This window comes from Variovorax sp. FW305-3-2-15-B-LB1 (genome assembly GCF_058787635.1).
This window is the reverse complement of sequence record NZ_JBYSZY010000025.1, coordinates 1-20,625: the sequence shown is the minus strand read 5'-3', so window position 1 is coordinate 20,625 and position 20,625 is coordinate 1. Positions and strand designations below refer to the sequence as shown.

At 66.3% G+C, this 20,625-nt stretch carries 17 protein-coding genes; 10 read left to right on the top strand and 7 right to left on the bottom strand.

Annotated elements, in window-relative coordinates; genetic code table 11:
- The first annotated feature begins 1,089 nt into the window (after positions 1-1,089).
- The 4 genes from AC3WQR_RS16950 to AC3WQR_RS16935 all read left to right on the top strand — a co-directional run bounded on the left by AC3WQR_RS16950 (position 1,090) and on the right by AC3WQR_RS16935 (position 3,567).
- The gene (locus AC3WQR_RS16950) at positions 1,090-1,212 is read left to right on the top strand and encodes a hypothetical protein (RefSeq protein ID WP_062479916.1); all 123 of its coding nucleotides are present in this window, start codon (positions 1,090-1,092) and stop codon (positions 1,210-1,212) included.
- Between the two features lie 35 nt (positions 1,213-1,247).
- Positions 1,248-2,351 carry an NAD(P)/FAD-dependent oxidoreductase gene (locus AC3WQR_RS16945; RefSeq protein ID WP_492742901.1) on the top strand — a complete coding sequence of 368 codons (1,104 nt, stop codon included), beginning with the start codon at positions 1,248-1,250 and terminating at the stop codon, positions 2,349-2,351.
- Positions 2,352-2,484: 133 nt separating this feature from the next.
- Entirely contained in the window at positions 2,485-2,781 is a 297-nt protein-coding gene (locus tag AC3WQR_RS16940) for a glycine zipper domain-containing protein (protein ID WP_056580064.1), read from the top strand.
- A gap of 84 nt (positions 2,782-2,865) precedes the next feature.
- Positions 2,866-3,567, top strand: coding sequence for a phage holin family protein (locus AC3WQR_RS16935; RefSeq protein ID WP_070061031.1), 702 nt, complete (start codon positions 2,866-2,868; stop codon positions 3,565-3,567).
- A 28-nt stretch (positions 3,568-3,595) separates the two neighbouring features.
- Here the strand turns inward: AC3WQR_RS16935 and AC3WQR_RS16930 are convergent, their stop codons facing one another.
- Complete coding sequence (locus AC3WQR_RS16930) at positions 3,596-4,675, bottom strand: quinone-dependent dihydroorotate dehydrogenase (RefSeq protein ID WP_492684050.1); 1,080 nt, start codon at positions 4,673-4,675, stop codon at positions 3,596-3,598.
- 40 nt (positions 4,676-4,715) lie between these two features.
- Between AC3WQR_RS16930 and rpiA the strand changes: the two genes are divergently transcribed.
- A complete protein-coding gene (gene rpiA / locus AC3WQR_RS16925; RefSeq protein WP_062479923.1) occupies positions 4,716-5,420 on the top strand; it encodes a ribose-5-phosphate isomerase RpiA in 705 nt (234 codons plus the stop codon).
- A 40-nt stretch (positions 5,421-5,460) separates the two neighbouring features.
- On the opposite strand, the gene AC3WQR_RS16920 is transcribed toward rpiA, so the two are convergent.
- The 5 genes from AC3WQR_RS16920 to AC3WQR_RS16900 all read right to left on the bottom strand — a co-directional run bounded on the left by AC3WQR_RS16920 (position 5,461) and on the right by AC3WQR_RS16900 (position 12,431).
- Entirely contained in the window at positions 5,461-6,090 is a 630-nt protein-coding gene (locus tag AC3WQR_RS16920) for a glutaredoxin family protein (protein ID WP_255221182.1), read from the bottom strand.
- 59 nt (positions 6,091-6,149) lie between these two features.
- Complete coding sequence (locus AC3WQR_RS16915) at positions 6,150-8,198, bottom strand: M3 family metallopeptidase (RefSeq protein ID WP_492742898.1); 2,049 nt, start codon at positions 8,196-8,198, stop codon at positions 6,150-6,152.
- Positions 8,199-8,326: 128 nt separating this feature from the next.
- Entirely contained in the window at positions 8,327-9,178 is an 852-nt protein-coding gene (folD, locus tag AC3WQR_RS16910) for a bifunctional methylenetetrahydrofolate dehydrogenase/methenyltetrahydrofolate cyclohydrolase FolD (protein WP_062479931.1), read from the bottom strand.
- An 80-nt stretch (positions 9,179-9,258) separates the two neighbouring features.
- Positions 9,259-9,894, bottom strand: a complete 636-nt coding sequence (locus AC3WQR_RS16905) for a response regulator transcription factor (RefSeq protein ID WP_056580071.1) — start codon at positions 9,892-9,894, stop codon at positions 9,259-9,261.
- A complete protein-coding gene (locus AC3WQR_RS16900) occupies positions 9,891-12,431 on the bottom strand; it encodes a PAS domain-containing sensor histidine kinase (protein WP_062479933.1) in 2,541 nt (846 codons plus the stop codon). The genes AC3WQR_RS16905 and AC3WQR_RS16900 overlap by 4 nt, the downstream gene beginning before the upstream one ends.
- A gap of 183 nt (positions 12,432-12,614) precedes the next feature.
- Between AC3WQR_RS16900 and aceE the strand changes: the two genes are divergently transcribed.
- Genes aceE through lpdA form a run of 4 tightly spaced genes read left to right on the top strand, consistent with a single transcriptional unit; the run spans position 12,615 to position 19,459 of the window.
- A complete protein-coding gene (aceE, locus tag AC3WQR_RS16895) occupies positions 12,615-15,344 on the top strand; it encodes a pyruvate dehydrogenase (acetyl-transferring), homodimeric type (protein ID WP_062479935.1) in 2,730 nt (909 codons plus the stop codon).
- A 49-nt stretch (positions 15,345-15,393) separates the two neighbouring features.
- Complete coding sequence (aceF, locus tag AC3WQR_RS16890) at positions 15,394-17,049, top strand: dihydrolipoyllysine-residue acetyltransferase (protein WP_307586929.1); 1,656 nt, start codon at positions 15,394-15,396, stop codon at positions 17,047-17,049.
- The gene (locus AC3WQR_RS16885; protein WP_159276485.1) at positions 17,046-17,639 is read left to right on the top strand and encodes an Ntn hydrolase family protein; all 594 of its coding nucleotides are present in this window, start codon (positions 17,046-17,048) and stop codon (positions 17,637-17,639) included. Before aceF ends, AC3WQR_RS16885 begins: the two co-directional genes overlap by 4 nt.
- A complete protein-coding gene (gene lpdA / locus AC3WQR_RS16880; RefSeq protein WP_492742897.1) occupies positions 17,636-19,459 on the top strand; it encodes a dihydrolipoyl dehydrogenase in 1,824 nt (607 codons plus the stop codon). The genes AC3WQR_RS16885 and lpdA overlap by 4 nt, the downstream gene beginning before the upstream one ends.
- An 88-nt stretch (positions 19,460-19,547) precedes the next feature.
- Here lpdA and AC3WQR_RS16875 read toward each other — a convergent pair whose 3' ends face one another.
- Entirely contained in the window at positions 19,548-20,123 is a 576-nt protein-coding gene (locus AC3WQR_RS16875) for a C40 family peptidase (RefSeq protein ID WP_492734847.1), read from the bottom strand.
- 322 nt (positions 20,124-20,445) lie between these two features.
- Here AC3WQR_RS16875 and AC3WQR_RS16870 point away from each other — a divergent pair.
- On the top strand, positions 20,446-20,625 hold a 180-nt coding region (locus AC3WQR_RS16870), incomplete at its 3' end, for a PQQ-dependent sugar dehydrogenase (protein ID WP_492742949.1).

Sequence of the window (20,625 nt, the reverse complement as noted above, 5' to 3'; positions counted from 1 at the left end):
CGAATCGAACTACCTAAGCCATGACATTTGAGGTACCAAGGCCATTTGTGGTGGGCGTTTTGTCACCCCTGTAGGAAGCCATGATGGAACGTCGATTCAAAAAAATGGCCATTCTTCTCCGCCATCTCTGCAGACCTGCGAGTCTGAGTTTCGGTATCAATTCGATGAATATTTCTAGAATCAGACAAGTTTTGACGGTTGACAAGAAACTTTTCGCGAATTGAGACAGCTGGAAGGAGTCGGCATTCGAGCGTTGAGCACTCAGGATGGGGTAGATATTTTTCTTCTGTGGAATGGTTTTCCGTCTTTTGGTTAATTAGAGGGTGAATTTGAAAATCCTCAGAAGGCCTAAAAAATCTAATGAAAAATGTTACTTGCCATCTGATTTTTGGTGCCTGGGATGCAACTGTTTCGTGATTCTTGGTGATCATTGAAATTAGAATGATGTCCATTTTTTTAATGAAATAGAGAGCAATGGGGATCGAGGTACTTTCCCCTCTGTCAGCGCACGGAGCGCGGGGATGCATTGCGACAATCGCCGGCAAATTTCGGAAAGGCGGTCGCGCCATGGGTACCGGCATTGATCCCGGTTGATTTCCGTCGCGCCGGCGGGAAGGCCTGAGCCGGGTCGGGGCATCGACGCAGCGGGCCCGTCATTTCGTCCGCAATTCACCGCCGGACCGCGGCGCGAATGCTTTGCGGGCACGGGTTTTTTCAGGCCGGACGGACGGCGTTTTTTTCGACGCGACCAGCGGGTCGTGGGGGCCGCGCCGGGCACGCGGTCCCAGGCAGGCGCTTTGTCACGCTCGCATGCACGCCGGGCAGGGCGCATGGCTCCCTCACCAAAGGGCGCTTCGCTCATGTGCGAAGGCACGGCGATGCCTAGACTGGCCCTGCCATGCATCGTCCACTGTGATCCTCCCTGTGTGGTGTGGGAGGGGCGAGGACACAGCAGCGTGCGTGGCCCTGTTGCTGGAGTGCCTGGGCGAAGGCCTTGTCGGTGCGCACCGACGACGCCTTCCGCCACGGGCCGCTTGCAGGCGCGTGAAAGCGCGCTAGAACGACGAGATGGAACGAAGGAGTGCAGCCATGGCCACCCAACCCGATCTTCCGTCTCCGATCACGCCCGACCTGCCGGTCGAGCCCGATGAAGGGCCGGAGCACGCGCCCGACGAGCCCACCGACCCCGAGCCGCCGCCCAGCGCGAGGTAGGCCGAACGCCCGTCGTGCCGCGCTAAGCTCGCGCGATGGATGAAATCGATTGCGCCGTCATCGGTGCCGGCGTGGTGGGTCTGGCCGTGGCGCGCGCATTGGCGCTCGCGGGCCGGGAGGTGCTGGTGCTGGAGTCCGAAGGGGCCATCGGCACGGGAACGAGTTCGCGCAACAGCGAGGTGATCCACGCGGGCATCTACTACCCGCAGGGCTCGCTGAAGGCGACGCTGTGCGTGGAAGGACGCGACGCGCTCTACAGCTACGCGCAGGCACGCGGCGTGCCGCACAGCCGCTGCGGCAAGCTCATCGTGGCGACCTCGGCCGAACAGGTGGGGCAGCTCGACGCGATCCGCGCCAAGGCTGCGGCCAACGGCGTGGGCGACCTGGTGCTGCTCACCGCGCAGCAAGCCAACGCGATGGAGCCGCAGCTGCATTGCGTGGCGGCGCTGCATTCGCCGAGCACGGGCATCGTCGACAGCCACGCGCTGATGCTGGGCCTGCTCGGCGATCTCGAGAACGCGGGCGGCATGCTGGCGCTCAAGTCGCCCATCGAGCGCGCCGAATGCGTGGATGGGGCCGTCGTGCTGATCGCCGCCGACGGCACGGCGCTGCGTTGCCGCACCGTGGTCAATGCCGCGGGGCTGGGCGCGCCGGCGCGGGCGCGCCGCTTCGAAGGCATGCCGGCGTCGGTGGTGCCGCGCGAGTACTTCGCCAAGGGCAGCTACTTCACGCTCGCGGGCCGCGCGCCTTTTGGTCGGCTCATCTATCCCGTGCCGGAACCGGGCGGGCTCGGCGTGCACCTGACGCTCGATCTCGGCGGACAGGCCAAGTTCGGGCCCGACGTGCAGTGGGTCGAGGCGGCCGACGATCTCGTGGTCGATCCCGCACGCGGCGAACGCTTCTACGACGAGGTGCGCCGGTACTGGCCGGCGTTGCCCGACGGTGCGTTGATTCCGGGCTATGCGGGCATGCGTCCGAAGATCTCGGGGCCGGAGGAGCCCGCGGCCGACTTCGTGATCGCGGGGCCCGCCTCGCATGGGGTGCCGGGGCTGGTCCATCTCTTCGGCATCGAGTCGCCCGGACTCACCAGTTGCCTGGTCATCGGACGGCATGTCGCGGACCTGCTCGCCGAGGCCTGATGCATGCACTCGGGCACAACTGAGCACATCTGTCGCGCATGAGGGGCTTTCGAGCCTGTAACATGACAGCACGCCATATGCTGGCGTGAAGCCGCCGGCGCGGTGCCGGTGTCATCACGGAGGAAAGATTCCAATGAGTGCATCCAACAATCTTGAAGCAGCAGCCGAAGACATCGCAAGCGACGTGCGCGGCGTGCTGGCCAGCAAGGACCTGGATTCGGTTCCCCACATCAAGGCGCTGCGCCAACGCATCGACACCAAGCTCGCCATCGCGCGCGAGCTGGCTTCCGAAAAGAGCAAGCTGGCCGCCAAGAAGGCGCGCCAGGCGGCCACCGCCACCAACACCTACGCCCACGACGAACCTTGGCAGGTTGCCGGCGCCGCCCTGGCCGTCGGCGTGCTGGTGGGCCTGTTGCTTGGCCGCCGCTGAGCGTCACTGCACCGGCCTGAGCGCGCACCGCCGTCCCTTTGTTCGCCGTCGCCACACTGTGGCCGGTGAGGGCGGAGGCGGCGCATGAGACTGCTGTCCCTGTTCGGGCTCGATGCCCGCATCCGCCGGTTGCGCATCGCCGCCGCCGAAGGTGCGCTGGCGGCCGAGGACCGGGTGCAGTTGCTGCGCATGGCCTGGGAGGACGAGAAGCAGCGCCTGAAGCTGACCCTCGTCCTGGTCGTCGCCGTGCTGGGGCTGACCACCGTGGCGGTGGCACTGCTCTCGATGGCGGTGGTCGTGCATTACTGGGACACGCCGTACCGCGTCACCGCCGCCTGGGTTGTGGCCGGTGTCTGGGCGGTGCTGTGGCTGGCGGCCGTCATCGGCCTGATGCGCAGCCTGAGCAACGCTTCCAACAGCTTCGTTCCGACCTTTCAGGAGTTCGAGCGCGACTGGGCCTGGGTCCAGGACCGCTTCAACCTCGGCAAGGACCCGGAGCTGGACGACGAAGCGCCGCGCCCGCCGCGCCCCGCCACGCGCGAAGAGCTGCTGGCCCGCATGGACCGCCAGCGCGAGCGCATCGCCACCTTGCAGGGCGGTCGCGAGACGCAGCCGGCCTCGGGCGAGCCTGCGAACGAATCGGCTGCGGCCACGGCGTTGCGCATTGCGCGCGAGCACCCAGTGGCTGCCGGGGTGGTCGCTGCCGCCGCCGTGGCGGTGATCCGCCCGAAGCGGCTGTTGCGCTGGGCCACGGTCATTGCGCCGGTGCTCTGGCGCATGCGCTGAGCCACCGGCAGCAAAGAGAAGAACCGGCTCAGGCCTTGCGGCGATCCTGCTGCAACGCCTGGGCCGTTTCGCGGACCAGCCCGGGGCCGCGATAGATCAGGCCGGTGTAGATCTGCACCACGTCCGCGCCCGCGGCGATCTTGGCCTTGGCATCCGCTGCACTCAGGATGCCGCCCACCCCGATGATCGGAAAGTCCTTGCCCAGTGCCGCGCGCAGTTGCGCGATCACGCGGTTGCTGGCTTCGCGCACCGGCGCGCCCGAGAGGCCGCCGGCTTCCTGCGCGTGCGGCAGGCCGGCCACGGCGTCGCGCGCGAGCGTGGTGTTGGTGGCGATCACGCCGTCCATGCCGTGGCGTTGCAGCGTGGCGGCGATCACCGCGACCTGCGCGTCGTCGAGGTCGGGGGCGATCTTCACGAACAGCGGCGCGCGCTTGCCGTGGCGCGTGGCCAGCGCTTCACGCCGCTCGGCCACGGCGCCCAGCAGGGCGTCGAGCGCTTCGTCGCTCTGCAGCGAGCGCAGGTTGGCCGTGTTGGGGCTGGAGATGTTGATCGTCACGTAGTCCGCGTGCGGGTAGACGCCGTCCAGGCAGGCCAGGTAGTCGTCCACCGCGCGCTCGATCGGCGTGGCTGCGTTCTTGCCGATGTTCAGGCCCAGCAGCATGGGCGACTTGCTGCCACCGGCCTGCTTGCGGAAACGGGCCTTCTGCACGTTGGCCAGGAAGGCGTCGAGCCCTTCGTTGTTGAAGCCGAGCCGGTTGATCAGTGCATCGCGCTGCGGCAGGCGGAACATGCGCGGCTTCGGGTTGCCGGGCTGGCCCTTGGGCGTGACCGTGCCGACCTCGACGAAACCGAAGCCCATGGCCGCGAAGGCGTCGATGCAGCGCGCGTTCTTGTCCAGCCCGGCGGCCAGGCCGACGCGGTTGGGGAAATTCAGGCCTGCCAGCTGGATCGGGTCTTCGACGCGCGTCGCCGCGTAGGCGCAGGCCAAGGGCGTGTTCTGGGTGCGGGCCAGGCCGTCGAGGGTGATTTCATGGGCGTGCTCGGGGTCGAAACCGAACAGAAAAGGGCGGGCCAGGCCATAGAGCGAAGAGGGCAACAGCAGGGGCATCGGATAATTCTCGACTTCAATGAGCCAAGGATTCTCCGCGATGACCGCACCCGCCTCCCCAACCCCTCTTTCCCAGGATGAACTCAAGGCCCAGGTCGGCCTTGCCGCGCTGGCCTACGTGGTCAAGGGCGAGATCGTCGGCGTGGGCACCGGCTCCACGGTCAACAAGTTCATCGACGCGCTGGCCACGATCAAGGACGAGATCAAGGGCGCCGTCTCCAGTTCGGTCGCGTCCACCGAGCGCCTGCGCGCACTGGGCATCCCGGTGTTCGACAGCAACGAGGTGGAAGAACTGGCCGTCTACATCGACGGCGCCGACGAGATCGACCACCGGGGCTTCATGGTGAAGGGCGGCGGCGCGGCGCTCACGCGCGAGAAGATCGTCGCGGCGCAGTCCAAGCGCTTCGTCTGCATCGCCGACGCCTCCAAGCTGGTCGAGACGCTCGGCGCGTTTCCGCTGCCGGTGGAAGTGATCCCGATGGCCGCGCGCCGCGTGATGCGCCAGTTCGCCGGCCTGGGCGGCATCGCCCAGGTGCGCGAGAAAGACGGCCTGCCGCTGGTGACCGACAACGGCCAGCACATCGTCGACGTGACCGGCCTGCGGATCACCGACCCGCGCGCCTTCGAATCCGAAGTGAGCCAGTGGCCCGGCGTGGTGACGGTGGGGGTCTTCGCGCACCAGAAGGCCGACGTGTGCCTGCTGGGCACGGCGTCGGGCGTGAAGACGTTGCAGTTCGCCGGCTGAACGGCGGCGATGCAACACGGGGGCGGGGCCCCCGTCGTTCCTAGAACTTGATGCCGGCCGGGTTGTTCGGGCCCGGTGCGTTCGAGGGCGGTGCCGGCGCGGGGTTCGGCGGCTGCAGGGGCGTGTCGGTCGCACGGGGCGCTGCCGCTGCCGGTGCCTGCTGCGCGACGAGCGGGCGCGCGGCGGGCGGGCGGTAGCCTGCGGGCAGGCTGTTGCTCTTGGGATAGCCGGCCGCGTCGAGGTAGCGCGACCATTCCACATCCGAGAAGCCCTTGAGCTGCTGCGACCCGACGGTGAGCAGCGGCAGCGCGTTCTGTCCGCTCAGGCGCTGCAGGGCGTCGACGTCCTCGTTGCTCTTGATGGTGCGTTCCTCGAAGGGAATGCCGCGCGTGGTGAGCAGCGTGCGCGCCTCGTTGCAGGGGCCGCAGCCTTCGCCGCTATACAGCGTGACGGGATAGCGCTGTGCCACCTGGCGCAGTTCGTAGGGAAGCCCGCTGTTGGCCGGCGCGTTGGCGCTGGCCGGTTGCGGCCCGCCCGTCGGCGCGTTGGTGACGACGGGGGGCTGGTCCGAGAACGTGACCTTGCCGTTCTTGTCGACCTGGCGGTAGACCGCCTGCGCCAGCACGCTGGCGGTCGACAACACGAGGACCAGGCCGATCAGGCCGCGCATCGGGAGTTTGTAAAAAGTCGGATACATATCTCCCGAGTATCGCAAGCTTCAGCGCCGTATCAAGCGGGCTGGGCCTGAGCCATGCCCTGATGTCGCAGCAGCGCATCAAGCTGCGGCTCGCGGCCCCGGAAGGCCTTGAACGAATCCATGGCGCTGCGGCTGCCGCCGGCCTCCAGGATGGCCTGGCGGTATCGGCGGCCGGTCTCGATGTTGGGCTCGCCGTCGGCGCCCACGGTTTCCTCGAAGGCCGCGTAGGCGTCGGCGCTCAGCACCTCGGCCCACTTGTAGCTGTAGTAGCCGGCCGCGTAGCCGCCCGAGAAGATGTGGCTGAAGGTGTTCGGCGTGCGGCTGAACGGCGGCGAGGGCATCACGGCCACTTCGGCGCGCACCTGGCCGAGCAGCGCCATCACGGCGCCCGGGGCGGCGGCTGCGGCCTGGTGCTCGGTGTGCAGCAGCATGTCGAACAGCGAGAACTCGATCTGGCGCAGCGTCTGCAGCCCGCTCTGGAAGTTCTTGGCGGCGGTCATCTTGTCGAAAAGGGCGCGCGGCAGCGGCTTGCCGGTGTCGACGTGGGCCGTCATGTGGGCGAGCACGTCCCACTCCCAGCAGAAGTTTTCCATGAACTGGCTCGGCAGCTCGACCGCGTCCCACTCGACGCCGCTGATGCCCGACACGTCGCGCTCGTTCACCTGCGTGAGCATGTGGTGCAGGCCGTGGCCGAACTCGTGGAAGAGGGTGGTCACGTCGTCGTGAGTGAGCAGCGGCGGCTTGCCGTCGACACCGCTGGCGAAGTTGCACACCAGCTGCGCGATCGGCGTCTGCAGCACGCCGTCGTCGGGGCGCAGCCAGCGGGCGCGCACGTCGTCCATCCAGGCGCCGCCGCGCTTGGCGGCGCGGGCGGAGGGGTCGAGGTAGAACTGGCCGACCTTCTGGCCGGCGCGCTCGATGCGGTAGAACTCGACGCTCGGATGCCAGGTGGGCGCGCTGTCGCGGCGGATCGACACCTCGAACAGCGTCTCGACGATCTTGAACAGGCCAGCCATCACCTTGGGCGCGGGGAAGTACTGCTTCACCTCCTGCTCGCTGAAGGCGTAGCGCGCTTCCTTGAGCTTCTCGCCGACGTAGGTCCAATCCCAGGCTTGCGGATCGACGAGGTTCAGCTGCTCGGCCGCGAAGGCGCGCAGGTCGGCCAGGTCGCGCTCGCCGTAGGGCTTGGCCTTGGCGGCGAGGTCGCGCAGGAACTTGACGACCTGCTCGGGTGATTCGGCCATCTTGGGCACGACCGAGAGTTCGCCGAAATTCTTGTAGCCCAGCAGCTTCGATTCTTCCTCGCGCAGCGCGAGGATCTCGGTGATGAGCGCGGTGTTGTCGAACTTCGGATCGCCGAGTTCGCTGGCGCGCGTCACGTAGGCGCGGTACAGGGTTTCGCGCAGCGCGCTGCTCTTGGCGAACTGCATCACCGGCAGGTAGCACGGCATCTTGAGCGTGAGCTTGTAGCCTTTCTTGCCTTCGGCCTCGGCGGCCGCGCGCGCGGCGCTCACCACGTCTTCGGGCACACCGTCGAGTTCACCCAGCTGCGCGTAGTGCGCGAAGGCGTCGGTGGCGTCGAGGGCGTTTTCGCTGAACTTCTGGCTCAGCTCGGCCTGGCGTTCCTGGATGTCGGCAAAGCGCTGCTTGGCCTCGCCCTGCAACTCGGCGCCGCCAAGCACGAAGTTGCGCACGGCGTTCTTGTGCGCCTGGCGCTGTTCGGGGTTGAGCGTGGCCGGGTCGATGGCCTTGTACTTGGCGTACAGGCGTTCGTCGGAACCCAGGCGGGTCCAGAAGGCGGTGACGCGCGGCATGGCCTCGTTGTAGGCGGCGCGCAGCTCGGGCGTGTCGGCCACGGCGTTGAGGTGACCGACAGCGCCCCAGGCGCGGCTGAAGCGTTCGGAGGCCACGTCGAGCACCTTCGAGATCGCGATCCAGTCGGCCGGAAATTCGGGCGCCGTCACCGTCTGTAGCGCGGCCTCGGCATCGGCCAGCAGCGCGTCGACCGCGGGCGACACGTGTTCGGGCTTGATGCGGTCGAACAGGGGGAGGTCGGTGAAGTCGAGGAGCGGATTGGTCATGTGAAAGATCCTGGGCGAGCGTAGCGAAGCCATTTCGGGAACCACCGCGGAACGGCCTTGCCGGGCCGCTGGTGGTGCCCCTTGAGGGGGAGGCGGCTACACGCAGTGAGCCAACAACGGGGTGTTTCTTATCTTGCGGCGCGTTCGGCCGCTTCAAGGGTGTTGACCAGAAGCATGGCGCGCGTCATCGGTCCGACGCCGCCGGGCACGGGGGTGATCCAGCCGGCCACTTCCTTCACGCCGTCGAAATCGACGTCGCCGGCCAGCTTGCCGTCGGCCTTGCGGTTCATGCCCACGTCGATGACGACCGCGCCGGGCTTGACCATGTCGGCGGTCAGCAGGTCGAGCTTGCCCACGGCGGCGACGACCACGTCGGCCTGGCGCGTGAGGGCGCCCAGGTCTTTCGTGGCGCTGTGGCAGATGGTGACGGTGGCGCTCTTGGCCAGCAGCATCATGGCCATCGGCTTGCCGACGATGTTGCTGCGGCCGATGACCACGGCGTGCTTGCCGCGCAGGTCGTAGCCGATCGATTCGAGCATCTTCATGCAGCCGTGCGGCGTGCAGGGCCAGAAGCCGGGGGCACCGGTCATCAGCGCGCCGGCGCTGGCCACGTGGAAGCCGTCGACGTCCTTGGCGGGCGAGATGGTCTCGATGACCTTCTGGCTGTCCATGTGCTTGGGCAACGGCAACTGAACGAGGATGCCGTGCACCTTCGGGTCGTCGTTGAGGGCGCGGATGCGCGCCAGCAGGTCGGCCTCGCTCAGGTCGGCGGGGTAGGTCTCGAGGGTGGCCGAGAGGCCGGTCTCGGTGCTGTCGTTGACCTTGTGCTTGGTGTAGACCTGGCTCGCCGGATCGCTGCCCACCAGGATGATGGACAGGGCCGGGTTCACGCCGCGGGCCTTCAGCGCAGCGGTGCGGCCGGACACCTCGGCGCGGATGGTTTTGGCGAGAGCGTTGCCGTCGATCAGTTGGGCGGTCATCGGTTTTGATTTTCCAAGTAAAAACGCCCGCTTGCGCAGGCGTGGGGAAGGTGCGTGGCTATCGCAGGGATAGCTGCGGCTCAGGAGGCCTTGGCGGCTGGGGCCGCTTGCCCGAGCGCGATCTTGAGCAGATCGGCCACGGTGTTGGCGTTGAGCTTTTCCATGATGTTGGCGCGGTGCGCCTCCACCGTCTTGATGCTGATGCCCAGGTCGTCGGCGATCTGCTTGTTCAGGCGGCCGGCGACGATGCGCTCGAGCACCTGCGCCTCGCGGCCGGTGAGCTTGGACAGCAGCGCGTCGCGGCTGGCCGACTGCTGGTGCTGCGTGAAGGCGCCGCGTGCGTGCTCGAGCATGCGCTCGACCAGTGACACCAGCTCTTCGTCGTTGAAGGGCTTCTGGATGAAATCCATGGCGCCCTTCTTCATGCTGTCGACCGCCATCGGCACGTCGCCGTGGCCGGTGATGACCACGATCGGCAACGGAGAACGCCGTTCGATCAGCCGATCCTGCAATTCGAGGCCGGTCATGCCGGCCATGCGGATATCGACGATCAGACAGGCGACTTCGCGCGGGTCGTATCGGGAGAGAAAGGATTCGGCGGACTCGAAACAGCGGACTCTGTAGTCCTTGCCTTCGAGCAGCCATTGCAGCGAATCGCGTACGGCTTCGTCGTCATCGACGACATAGACCGTGCCCTTCTTCGGAATCAAACTCATGCAGGTACCTTTGCCTCGTCGCTTGCTACGGAACTGATAGCGTCCAACACCGGAATCCAGAAGGAAAAACGGCATCCGATCACATCCGGGCCATTGTAGATGTTCTCCGCCTGCATCCGGCCGCGGTGCGACTCGACGATGGTGCGGCACAGGTTGAGGCCGATGCCCATGCCCTCGGGCTTGGTGGAGAAGAAGGCCTCGTAGAGCCGGTCCATGACCTCGGGCGAGAGGCCCTTGCCCGTGTCCTGCACCGAGAACTCGATGGCATTGTGCCCCTCGATCACCTTGGGCAGCACGCGCAGCTCGACGCTGCGGCGCGCCAGCGGGCGGTCGGCGATGTCGATGGATTCGGCCGCGTTCTTCAGCAGGTTGACCATCACCTGCTCGATGAGGATCGGGTCGACGCGCACCACCGGCAGCCGCGCGGCCACGTAGTGGTTCAGGCGCACGTTGCGCCGGCGCAGCTCGATGCCCGCGAGTTCGACCGCCTCGCTCACCATGGTGGCGACGTCGGCCGGCGTGCGGTTGGGTTCGCTGCGCTTCACGAAGGAGCGGATGCGCTGGATGATCTGGCCCGCGCGCTGCGCCTGCTTCGAGGTTTTCTCGAGCGCGGCGAGCAGGGCGTCGTTGTCGATCGTCTGCCCCTTGATGCGCGACATCATCCCGTTGCAGTAGTTGGCGATGGCGGTGAGCGGCTGGTTCAGCTCGTGCGCCACGCTCGACGCCATTTCGCCCATGGTGATCAGGCGGCTCGCGGCCTGGGCCTTGTCGGCCTGCGCGGCGGCCTGCTCTTCGGCGTCGCGGCGCGGCGTGATGTCGGTGGCGATCACCAACTGCGCCAAGCGACCGTCGACCCAGGTCAGGTAGCGCGAGCGCACCTCGAGCCACTTGCCCAGGTGCGGCACGAAGATTTCGTTGTTCGCGGTCTGGGCGGCGGTGAGGGTGTCGATGGGCAGGCCGGCGTAGGGGTCGACGTCGTCCAGGCCTTCGTCGTGCGCGTTCGACGGCGGCACGCCGGCTTGCGCCACCATGCCCAGGTGGCCCACGGTGTCGGAGCCGAACCACAGGCGGTACAGCTTGTTGGCGAACAGCAGTTCTTCGCTGCCGATGGGTGCCACCGAAACAGCAGCGTCGAGCGCCTCGAGCACGGTGGTGAAGCGTTCGTACGAGGCGGACAGCTGCTCGCGGATGCGCGTCGGCTCGGTGATGTCGGTCATCGACGTCATCCAGCCGGTCTGGTGGCCGCGCGCATCGATCAGCGGCGACACGTACAGGCGGGCGTTGAACACGCTGCCGTTCTTGCGCTTCACGCGCACCTGGAAGCCGCCGGGCAGGGCGCGGCCGTGCAGTTCTTCTTCGAGGCGCTCGTTCATCACCTCGCGGTCGGATTCGAGCCAATAGGGGAAGGGCGGCGTCTGGCCGACCAGCTCGTCTTCGCTCCAGCCCGTCATGGCGCAGAACGCGGCGTTCACGTAGGTGATGCGGCCTTGCAGGTCGAGCACGCGCATGCCGGTGAGCATGGAGTTTTCCATTGCGCGGCGGAAGTTGGTTTCGGCCACGAGCCGCTGCTGCGCCTGCAGGCGGCGGCGCGTGTGGCGCCAGGTGCCGATCAGCATCCAGCTGGTCATCACGCTGAGGGCGCACACGAGCCAGAAGAGGCCGTTGCCCACCACCCCCTGCGAGGTGCGGTAGGCCTGCGCGCGCAGCATCAGCGCATTGCCCACGGGCGACACCGGCACTTCGTATTCGTTGGTGGCTTCGGTCCAGGGCAGCAGGCGGGTGCCGCTGTTCTTCAGCGGCGTGGTGTTGCCGGCGATGACGTTGCCCTTGGCGTCGAGCAGCGACACGGCGTAGCGCGCCTGCACTTCGGAGGGCATGCCGTAGCGCAGCAGGCCGTCGATCGAGAACTCGCCGAGCACGACGCCGGCGAACAGGCCCTGGTCGAACAGCGGGATGTGCAGCTGCAGCATCGCGGCCGGCTCGCCGCCGGCCACGGGTTGCGAGTACACCGGCTGGCGCAGTTCGCGCGCCAAGGCGTAATTGCTTTCGATGTCACCGGGGCGCAGCACGTCGCCGATCAGGTGCTGTTGCGCCGGATGCACGCTGGGCGCGGCATAGCCGGCCTTGAAGCGGCGGCGGTCGTCGATCCAGCTGATGGTCTGCAGCTCGGGGAACTGGCTCACCAGCGACTCGGCGCGGCTCGTGAACTCGACCGGATCGATCTCGCGGTTGGAGGCATCGCGCGCGATGCGCATCAGCTGTTCCTGCCGCTCCAGCAGGCGAAGTCGCATGCGCTGTTGCGCGTACTCGACATCGCGCCGCACCGACTCCTGCTCGCGCTCGACTTCTTCGGAGCGCAGGTACCAGAACGCCGACACGATGGCCGCGAGAAACAGCAGCACGGCCGCCATCGGCGCGAGCATCGCGACGGCGTCCTGCAGCACGGGTGTCTGCTTGCGCCACCACGTGCGCCACCAGGACAGCGGCGAGGCTTTGACGGCACTGCGGGCGACCGCGAGCGGGGAGGAAAGGGGCATGGGCGGAGTTTAGGTGATGGCCCTCGCGGGCAAGAGGCCCTGCCGGGGACGTGCTTCCTTGATATTTCACAATAAGAAATCAACAAGCACTATTTGAAATAGGGAAACTTCTATGAGAAACTCCGGCGCGCTCGGTGCCCAGCGCACTAAATTACAGCCACAGCCCTAAAAGGAGAGACAAGCATGTCGGCAAATCCCGAGAACCTGTTCGGCTCGGCCGCAAACGATGCGGACGCCCAGGAGACGCGTGAATGGATGGATGCACTGTCTTCCGTCATCCAGAGCGAAGGGCCCGAGCGGGCGCACTTCCTGCTCGAACAACTGCTCGAACATGCGCGCCAGAACAGCGTCGACATGCCGTTCTCGGCCAACACCGGCTACGTGAACACCATCGAGCCGGGCGTGGAAGCCCGCAGCCCCGGCAACCTCGAGATCGAACAGCGCCTGCGCGCCTACATGCGCTGGAACGCCATGGCCATGGTGGTCAAGGCCAACCGCATCCACCCGCCCGAAGGCGGTGACCTGGGCGGCCACATCGGCTCCTTCGCGTCGCTGGCCAGCATGTTCGGTGCCGGCTTCAACCACTTCTGGCACGCCGAGAGCGAAAACCACGGCGGAGACCTGCTGTACATCCAGGGCCACGTGTCGCCCGGCATCTACGCCCGCGCCTACCTCGAAGGCCGCCTCTCCGAAGACCAGCTGCTCAACTTCCGCCAGGAAGTGGACGGCAAGGGCCTGTCGAGCTACCCGCACCCGAAGCTGATGCCCGAGTTCTGGCAGTTCCCCACGGTGTCGATGGGCCTGGGCCCGCTGATGGCGATCTACCAGGCGCGCTTCCTGAAGTACCTGCACGCCCGCGGCATCGCCAACACCGAGAACCGCAAGGTCTGGGTGTTCTGCGGCGACGGCGAAATGGACGAAGTCGAATCGCTGGGCGCCATCGGCCTGGCCGCGCGCGAGAACCTCGACAACCTGATCTTCGTCATCAACTGCAACCTGCAGCGCCTGGATGGCCCGGTGCGCGGCAACGGCAAGATCATCCAGGAGCTCGAAGGCGAGTTCCGCGGCGCCAACTGGAACGTCATCAAGCTCATCTGGGGCAAGGGCTGGGACGCGCTGCTCGAGAAGGACCATGACGGCGCGCTGCGCAAGATCATGATGGAGTGCAACGACGGCGACTACCAGTCGTTCAAGGCCAACGACGGCGCGTACGTGCGCAAGAACTTCTTCGGCCGCGACCCGCGCACGCTGAAGATGGTCGAGCACCTGACCGACGACGAGGTCTGGAACCTGCAGCGCGGCGGCCACGACTCGCAGAAGGTGTACGCCGCCTTCCACGCCGCCCAGAACCACAAGGGCCAGCCCTCGGTGCTGCTCGTCAAGACCGTCAAGGGCTTCGGCATGGGCAAGATCGGCGAAGGCAAGAACACGGTCCACCAGACCAAGAAGCTCGGCGACGAGGACATCAAGGCCTTCCGCGACCGCTTCAACATCCCGATTCCCGACAGCCAGATCGCCGAGCTGCCGTTCTACAAGCCGGCCGACGACACGCCGGAAATGCGCTACCTGCACGAGCGCCGCAAGGCCCTGGGCGGTTACCTGCCGCACCGCCGTGTGAAGGCCGACGAGAGCTTCACGGTGCCCTCGCTCGACACCTTCAAGGCGGTGATGGAGCCCACGGCCGAAGGCCGCGAGATCTCGACCACGCAAGCCTACGTGCGCTTCCTCACGCAGCTGCTGCGCGACAAGGCCCTGGGCCCACGCGTCGTGCCCATCCTGGTGGACGAGGCCCGCACCTTCGGCATGGAAGGCCTGTTCCGCCAGATCGGCATCTACAACCCGCACGGTCAGCAGTACACCCCGGTCGACAAGGACCAGGTCATGTACTACAAGGAAGACAAGGCCGGCCAGATCCTGCAAGAGGGCATCAACGAAGCCGGCGGCATGTCCAGCTGGATCGCGGCGGCCACGTCGTACAGCACGAACAACCGCATCATGGTGCCGTTCTACGTGTACTACTCGATGTTCGGTTTCCAGCGCATCGGCGACCTGGCCTGGGCGGCCGGCGACATGCAGGCCCGCGGCTTCCTGCTGGGCGGCACCTCGGGGCGCACCACGCTGAACGGCGAAGGCCTGCAGCACGAAGACGGTCACAGCCACATCCTGGCCAACACCATCCCGAACTGCGTGAGCTACGACCCGACCTTCGCGCACGAAGTCGGCGTGATCCTGCACCACGGCTTGAAGCGCATGGTCGAGAAGCAGGACAACGTCTATTACTACCTGACGCTGCTCAACGAGAACTACGCGATGCCCGGCCTGCAGCCCGGCACCGAAGAGCAGATCATCAAGGGCATGTACCTGTCCAAGCAGGGCCCGGTGGTCAAGGCCGCCAAGGGCGCCAAGGAAGCACCGACCGTGCAACTGCTGGGCAGCGGCACCATCCTGCGCGAGAGCTTTGCCGCACAGGAACTGCTCGAGAAGGAGTGGGGCGTGTCGGCTTCGGTGTGGAGCTGCCCGAGCTTCAACGAGCTGACCCGCGACGGCCAGGACGCCGACCGCTGGAACCTGCTGCACCCCGACCAGACGCCGCGCGTGCCCTTCGTGGCCGAGCAGCTCGGTGCCTCGACCGGCCCAGTGATCGCCTCGACCGACTACATGAAGGCCTACGCCGAACAGATCCGTCCGTTCGTGCCGAAGGGCCGCAACTACAAGGTGCTGGGCACCGACGGTTTCGGCCGCAGCGACTTCCGCGCCAAGCTGCGCGAACACTTTGAGATCAATCGTCACTACATCGTCGTGGCCGCGCTCAAGGCGCTGAGCGAAGATGGCACCGTGCCGGTGGCCAAGGTGGTGGAAGCGATCAAGAAGTACGGCATCAATGTCGACAAGGTCAACCCGCTTTACGCTTGAACATCAACAACCAACGAACGAACGGCGCCTGACGGCGGGAGACAACGATATGGCAGCAGTGGAAGTGAAGGTGCCGGACATCGGCGATTTCGATGAAGTCGCGGTGATCGAGGTGCTCGTGAAGGTGGGCGACACGGTCAAGGCCGAACAGTCGCTCATCACGGTCGAATCGGACAAGGCGTCGATGGAAATCCCGTCGTCCACGGCCGGTGTGGTCAAGGAAATCAAGGTCGCCGTGGGCGACAAGGTCAAGGAAGGCTCGGTGGTGCTGGTGGTCGAGGCCGAGGGCGCGGCTGCCGCCGCCCCGGCGCCGGCCGCTGCGCCTGCTGCCGCGGCACCCGCTCCGGTTGCTGCAGCGCCTGCGCCCGCCGCAGCCGCACTGGTTGCTTCGGGCCCGGTCGACATCAAGGTGCCGGACATCGGCGACTTCAAGGACGTCGCGGTCATCGAGCTGCTGGTGAAGGTGGGTGACACCATCGCCGCCGAGCAGTCGCTGATCACGGTGGAGTCGGACAAGGCGTCGATGGAAATCCCGTCGTCGGCCGCCGGCGTGCTGAAGGAACTCAAGGTCAAGGTGGGCGACACCGTCAACATCGGCGACCTGATCGCGGTGCTCGAAGGCGCCGCAGGCGCCGCGGCACCAGCACCCGCGCCGGCACAGGCTGCGGCTGCCGCGCCCGCCGCAGCAACCGCCAGCGCACCTGCGCCGGCCGCCGCAGCACCTGCTGCAGCCGCCCCGGCCCACCAGCCGACGTCGGCTCCCACCGGCAGCCTGCCGCACGCCTCGCCCTCGGTGCGCAAGTTCGCACGCGAACTCGGCGTGCCGCTCGAAGAGGTCAAGGGTTCCGGTCTCAAGGGCCGCATCACGCAGGAAGACGTCCAGAACTTCACCAAGGCCGTGATGAGCGGCCAGGCCAGCACCAAGGCCTCGGCGGCCAAGGCGCCGGCCGGTGGTGGTGGCGACGGCGCGGCGCTGGGCCTCATCCCGTGGCCGAAGGTCGACTTCACGAAGTTCGGCACCGTCGAGCGCAAGGACCTGTCGCGCATCAAGAAGCTCAGCGGCGCGAACCTGCACCGCAACTGGGTGATGATCCCGCACGTCACCAACAACGACGAAGCCGACATCACCGAGCTCGAGGCTTTCCGCGTCTCCACCAACAAGGAGAACGAGAAGTCGGGCATCAAGGTCACGATGCTGGCCTTCGTGATCAAGGCGGTGGTCGCGGCGCTGAAGAAATTCCCCGACTTCAACACCAGCCTGGACGGCGACCAGCTCGTCTACAAGCAGTACTACAACATCGGCTTCGCGGCCGACACGCCCAACGGGCTCGTGGTGCCGGTGCTGAAAGATGCCGACAAGAAGGGCATCCTGCAGATCAGCGCCGAGATGGGCGAACTCGCCAAGAAGGCGCGCGACGGCAAGCTCGGCTCGGCCGACATGCAGGGCGGCTGCTTCTCGATCAGCTCGCTCGGCGGCATCGGCGGCACGCACTTCACGCCCATCATCAACGCCCCCGAAGTGGCCATCCTCGGCCTCTCCAAGGGTCAGATGAAGCCGGTGTGGGACGGCAAGCAGTTCGTGCCGCGCCTCACGCTGCCGCTGTCGCTGTCGTACGACCACCGCGTGATCGATGGCGCCCTGGCTGCGCGTTTCAACGCCTACCTGGGGCAAGTGCTCGCAGACTACCGCCGCATCCTGCTATGACCACCGTAGTGGCCGTCCGCAAAGGCGGCCAGGTCACGATGGCGGCAGACTCGCTGGTGACCTTCGGCGACACGCGCATGTCGCATAACGCCGAAGCGAACCAGAAGATCTTCACCGTCGAGGATGCCGCGGGTCAGAGCCTGTTCGCGGTGGCGGGCGCCGCCGCGCACCAGTTGGTGCTCCAGCATGCGCTGGCGGCCCAACCGCGCGAGGCGCTGCAGTTCGGCAGCAAGCACGAGGTGTTCCACACCTTCACGCTGCTGCATCCGGTGCTGAAGGACTCGTTCTTCATGCAGACCAAGGAAGACGAGCACGAGCCCTACGAGTCGAGCCAGTTCACGATGCTGCTGGCCAATCCGAGCGGCATCTACGGCATCTACAGCTACCGCGAGGTGTTCGAGTTCAAGCAGTACTGGGCCATCGGCTCGGGACGCAGCTTTGCGCTCGGCGCCATGCACGCGGCCTATGACAACAAGTCGCGCAACGCGCGCGACGTGGCGGAGGCGGGCATCGCCGCCGCCTGCGAATTCGATCGCAATTCGGCCCTGCCGGCCGACGTTCTCACACTCAAACTGAAAGTGTCCAAATGAGCGAACAACACATCAAGGTGCCGGACATCGGCGACTTCGACGAAGTCGCGGTGATCGAGGTGCTGGTCAACGTCGGCGACACGGTCAAGGCCGAGCAGTCGCTCATCACGGTCGAATCGGACAAGGCCTCGATGGAGATTCCCTCGTCGGCCGCCGGCGTGGTGAAGTCGCTGGCCGTGAAGGTGGGCGACAAGGTCAAGGAAGGCTCGGTCGTGCTCACGCTCGAAGTCGACGGGGCCGCCGCGCCTGCGCCGGCTGCCGCAGCGCCCGCACCTGCGGCTGCTGCGCCCGCGCCCAAGGCGGCTGCACCGGCTCCGGCCGCCGCAGCGCCCGTGGCGGCGTCCACCTACGGCGGCAAGGTCGATGTCGAGTGCGACGTGGTCGTGCTCGGTGCCGGCCCCGGCGGCTACTCGGCTGCCTTCCGCGCAGCCGACCTCGGCCTGAAGGTCGTGCTGATCGAACGCTACGCCACACTCGGCGGCGTGTGCCTGAACGTCGGCTGCATTCCGTCGAAGGCGCTGCTGCACGTGGCTTCCGTCATGGACGAGGTGAAGCACTTCGCCGACCTGGGTGTGAGCTTCGCCGCGCCCACGGTCGATCGCGCCAAGCTGCTCGGCCACAAGAACAAGGTGGTGGGCAAGCTCACCGGCGGCCTCACGGCCATGGCCAAGATGCGCAAGGTGACCGTGCTGCGCGGCGTCGGCAACTTCATCGACCCGTACCACCTGGAAGTCGAAGAGACCTCCGGCACGAGCTGGGACACCACCGGCAAGAAGCAGACCGTCAAGTTCCGCAACGCGATCATCGCGGCCGGCTCGCAGTCGGTGAGCCTGCCCTTCATGCCGAAGGACCCGCGCGTGGTCGACTCGACCGGCGCGCTCGAGATGGGCACCGACCCCAAGCGCATGCTGATCCTGGGCGGCGGCATCATCGGCCTCGAAATGGGCACCGTGTATTCCACATTGGGCGCACGCCTGGACGTGGTCGAAATGCTCGACGGCCTGATGCAGGGCGCCGACCGCGACCTGGTGAAGGTCTGGCAGAAGATGAACACGCCGCGCTTCGACAACATCATGCTCAAGACCAAGACGGTCGGCGCCGAAGCCACGAAGGAAGGCATCAAGGTCACCTTCGAGGGCGAGAACGCGCCGAAGGAACCGCAGGTGTACGACCTCGTGCTGCAGGCCGTGGGCCGCAGCCCGAACGGCAAGAAGATCGGCGCCGAGAAGGCCGGCATCACGGTGAGCGATCGCGGCTTCATTCCGGTCGACATCCAAATGCGCACCAACGTGCCCCACATCTTCGCCATCGGCGACATCGTGGGCCAGCCCATGCTGGCGCACAAGGCGGTGCATGAGGCGCACGTGGCGGCCGAAGTGATTGCCGGCGAGCAGAAGGGTGACAAGGAGCTCTCCAGCGCCGCCTTCAACGCCCGCGTGATCCCCAGCGTGGCCTACACCGACCCCGAAGTGGCATGGGTCGGCCTCACGGAAGACCAGGCCAAGGCCGAAGGCATCAAGGTCAAGAAGGGCCATTTCCCGTGGACCGCGTCGGGCCGGGCCATTGCCAACGGCCGCGACGAAGGCTTCACCAAGCTGCTGTTCGACGCCGAGACACACCGCATCCTGGGTGGCGGCATCGTCGGCACGCATGCCGGCGACATGATCGGCGAGATCGCGCTGGCCATCGAGATGGGCGCGGACGAGATCGACATCGGCAAGACCATCCACCCGCACCCGACGCTGGGCGAAAGCATCGGCATGGCGGCGGAAGTGGCGCACGGCACCTGCACGGACCTGCCGCCGGCGAAGAAGGCCTGAGCGACATATAAGAAGGGCGCCGAACTGGCGCCCACAAAAAATCCCGCCGCGGCGGGATTTTTTTCGTCCGGGATTCGGGGAAATCGAATCAGTCGCTGGCGTTGGACATGGCCGCAGCCTTGACCTCGTCGCCCTGGCCGCTGAGCACGCGGCGGGCGCCGTCGAAGCGACGTTGCCAGTAGCTGCCGTTCATGTCTTCGACACGGACCTGGGCGCCGGAGCGGGGGGAGTGGATGAACTTGCCTTCGCCGACGTAGATGCCGACGTGGCTGAAGGTGCGGCGCATGGTGTTGAAGAACACGAGGTCGCCGGGCTTGAGCTGGCTGCGGTCGATCTTCTCGGTGGCGGCGGCCTGTTCTTCGGCGCGGCGCGGGAGCACGTGGCCCACCGTCTGGTTGTACATGGCGCGGACGAAGCCGCTGCAGTCGAAACCGGATTCGGCGGTGTTGCCGCCACGGCGGTAAGGAACGCCGAGGAAACCGATGGCGGTCACGACGAGGTCGGACGTGCGCTCTGCGACGGTCTGGCGAACCTGATGGAACTGGCCGACCAGGCCGCGTTCGGCAAGGATTCGGTCCATCTCATCCGATCGATCCTGTTGAGGGGGGGCGGCGTGGACGGCCACGGCGAACAGGAGGGATACGGGTAGGACGAAAAAACGCATGGCGCGTAGGATATTGATGACGCGCAGTTATGTCAATTTAATCTGAATTGTTGAAGGCGTGCGTAAACCATTGATTTACATGGACTTTTTCGATCTGGCGGAAGAAAAAATGTAACGGTGAACGTTTATGCGGCATAAGGATTCGAATGTAAACACCTCGGCCGATATGACTTCGAAGTCTTAAAAGTCGATATGTGCATTCCATTTGTTGTCAAGACGGCCTCAAATTCAGGAAATCTTCATGAACTTGCGAAATTTCTCCTTTCGTCGCTCCCTGGGAAGCCTCGTGGTGCTCGCCGGTTGCGGCTTGGCTGGCGCGGCCATGGCGCAAGTGCGTGCCGAAACCGTCGCCTCCGGTCTTGAGAGCCCCTGGGGCGTGGCCTTCCTGCCGGAGGGCCGTTTCGTGGTCACCGAGAAGCCCGGCCGCCTGCGGCTGGTGGCAGCGGATGGCAAGCTGGGCGCGCCGATCCAGGGCCTGCGGCCCGTCGCGGCGGGCGGGCAG

What these genes read in the sequence shown, in the direction of transcription:
- AC3WQR_RS16950 (WP_062479916.1), top strand. Translation starts at nt 1,090, where the DNA reads ATGGCCACCCAACCCGATCTTCCGTCTCCGATCACGCCCGACCTGCCG.
- AC3WQR_RS16945 (WP_492742901.1), top strand. Translation starts at nt 1,248, where the DNA reads ATGGATGAAATCGATTGCGCCGTCATCGGTGCCGGCGTGGTGGGTCTG.
- AC3WQR_RS16940 (WP_056580064.1), top strand. Translation starts at nt 2,485, where the DNA reads ATGAGTGCATCCAACAATCTTGAAGCAGCAGCCGAAGACATCGCAAGC.
- AC3WQR_RS16935 (WP_070061031.1), top strand. Translation starts at nt 2,866, where the DNA reads ATGAGACTGCTGTCCCTGTTCGGGCTCGATGCCCGCATCCGCCGGTTG.
- AC3WQR_RS16930 (WP_492684050.1), bottom strand. Translation starts at nt 4,675, where the DNA reads ATGCCCCTGCTGTTGCCCTCTTCGCTCTATGGCCTGGCCCGCCCTTTT.
- rpiA (WP_062479923.1), top strand. Translation starts at nt 4,716, where the DNA reads ATGACCGCACCCGCCTCCCCAACCCCTCTTTCCCAGGATGAACTCAAG.
- AC3WQR_RS16920 (WP_255221182.1), bottom strand. Translation starts at nt 6,090, where the DNA reads ATGCGCGGCCTGATCGGCCTGGTCCTCGTGTTGTCGACCGCCAGCGTG.
- AC3WQR_RS16915 (WP_492742898.1), bottom strand. Translation starts at nt 8,198, where the DNA reads ATGACCAATCCGCTCCTCGACTTCACCGACCTCCCCCTGTTCGACCGC.
- folD (WP_062479931.1), bottom strand. Translation starts at nt 9,178, where the DNA reads ATGACCGCCCAACTGATCGACGGCAACGCTCTCGCCAAAACCATCCGC.
- AC3WQR_RS16905 (WP_056580071.1), bottom strand. Translation starts at nt 9,894, where the DNA reads ATGAGTTTGATTCCGAAGAAGGGCACGGTCTATGTCGTCGATGACGAC.
- AC3WQR_RS16900 (WP_062479933.1), bottom strand. Translation starts at nt 12,431, where the DNA reads ATGCCCCTTTCCTCCCCGCTCGCGGTCGCCCGCAGTGCCGTCAAAGCC.
- aceE (WP_062479935.1), top strand. Translation starts at nt 12,615, where the DNA reads ATGTCGGCAAATCCCGAGAACCTGTTCGGCTCGGCCGCAAACGATGCG.
- aceF (WP_307586929.1), top strand. Translation starts at nt 15,394, where the DNA reads ATGGCAGCAGTGGAAGTGAAGGTGCCGGACATCGGCGATTTCGATGAA.
- AC3WQR_RS16885 (WP_159276485.1), top strand. Translation starts at nt 17,046, where the DNA reads ATGACCACCGTAGTGGCCGTCCGCAAAGGCGGCCAGGTCACGATGGCG.
- lpdA (WP_492742897.1), top strand. Translation starts at nt 17,636, where the DNA reads ATGAGCGAACAACACATCAAGGTGCCGGACATCGGCGACTTCGACGAA.
- AC3WQR_RS16875 (WP_492734847.1), bottom strand. Translation starts at nt 20,123, where the DNA reads ATGCGTTTTTTCGTCCTACCCGTATCCCTCCTGTTCGCCGTGGCCGTC.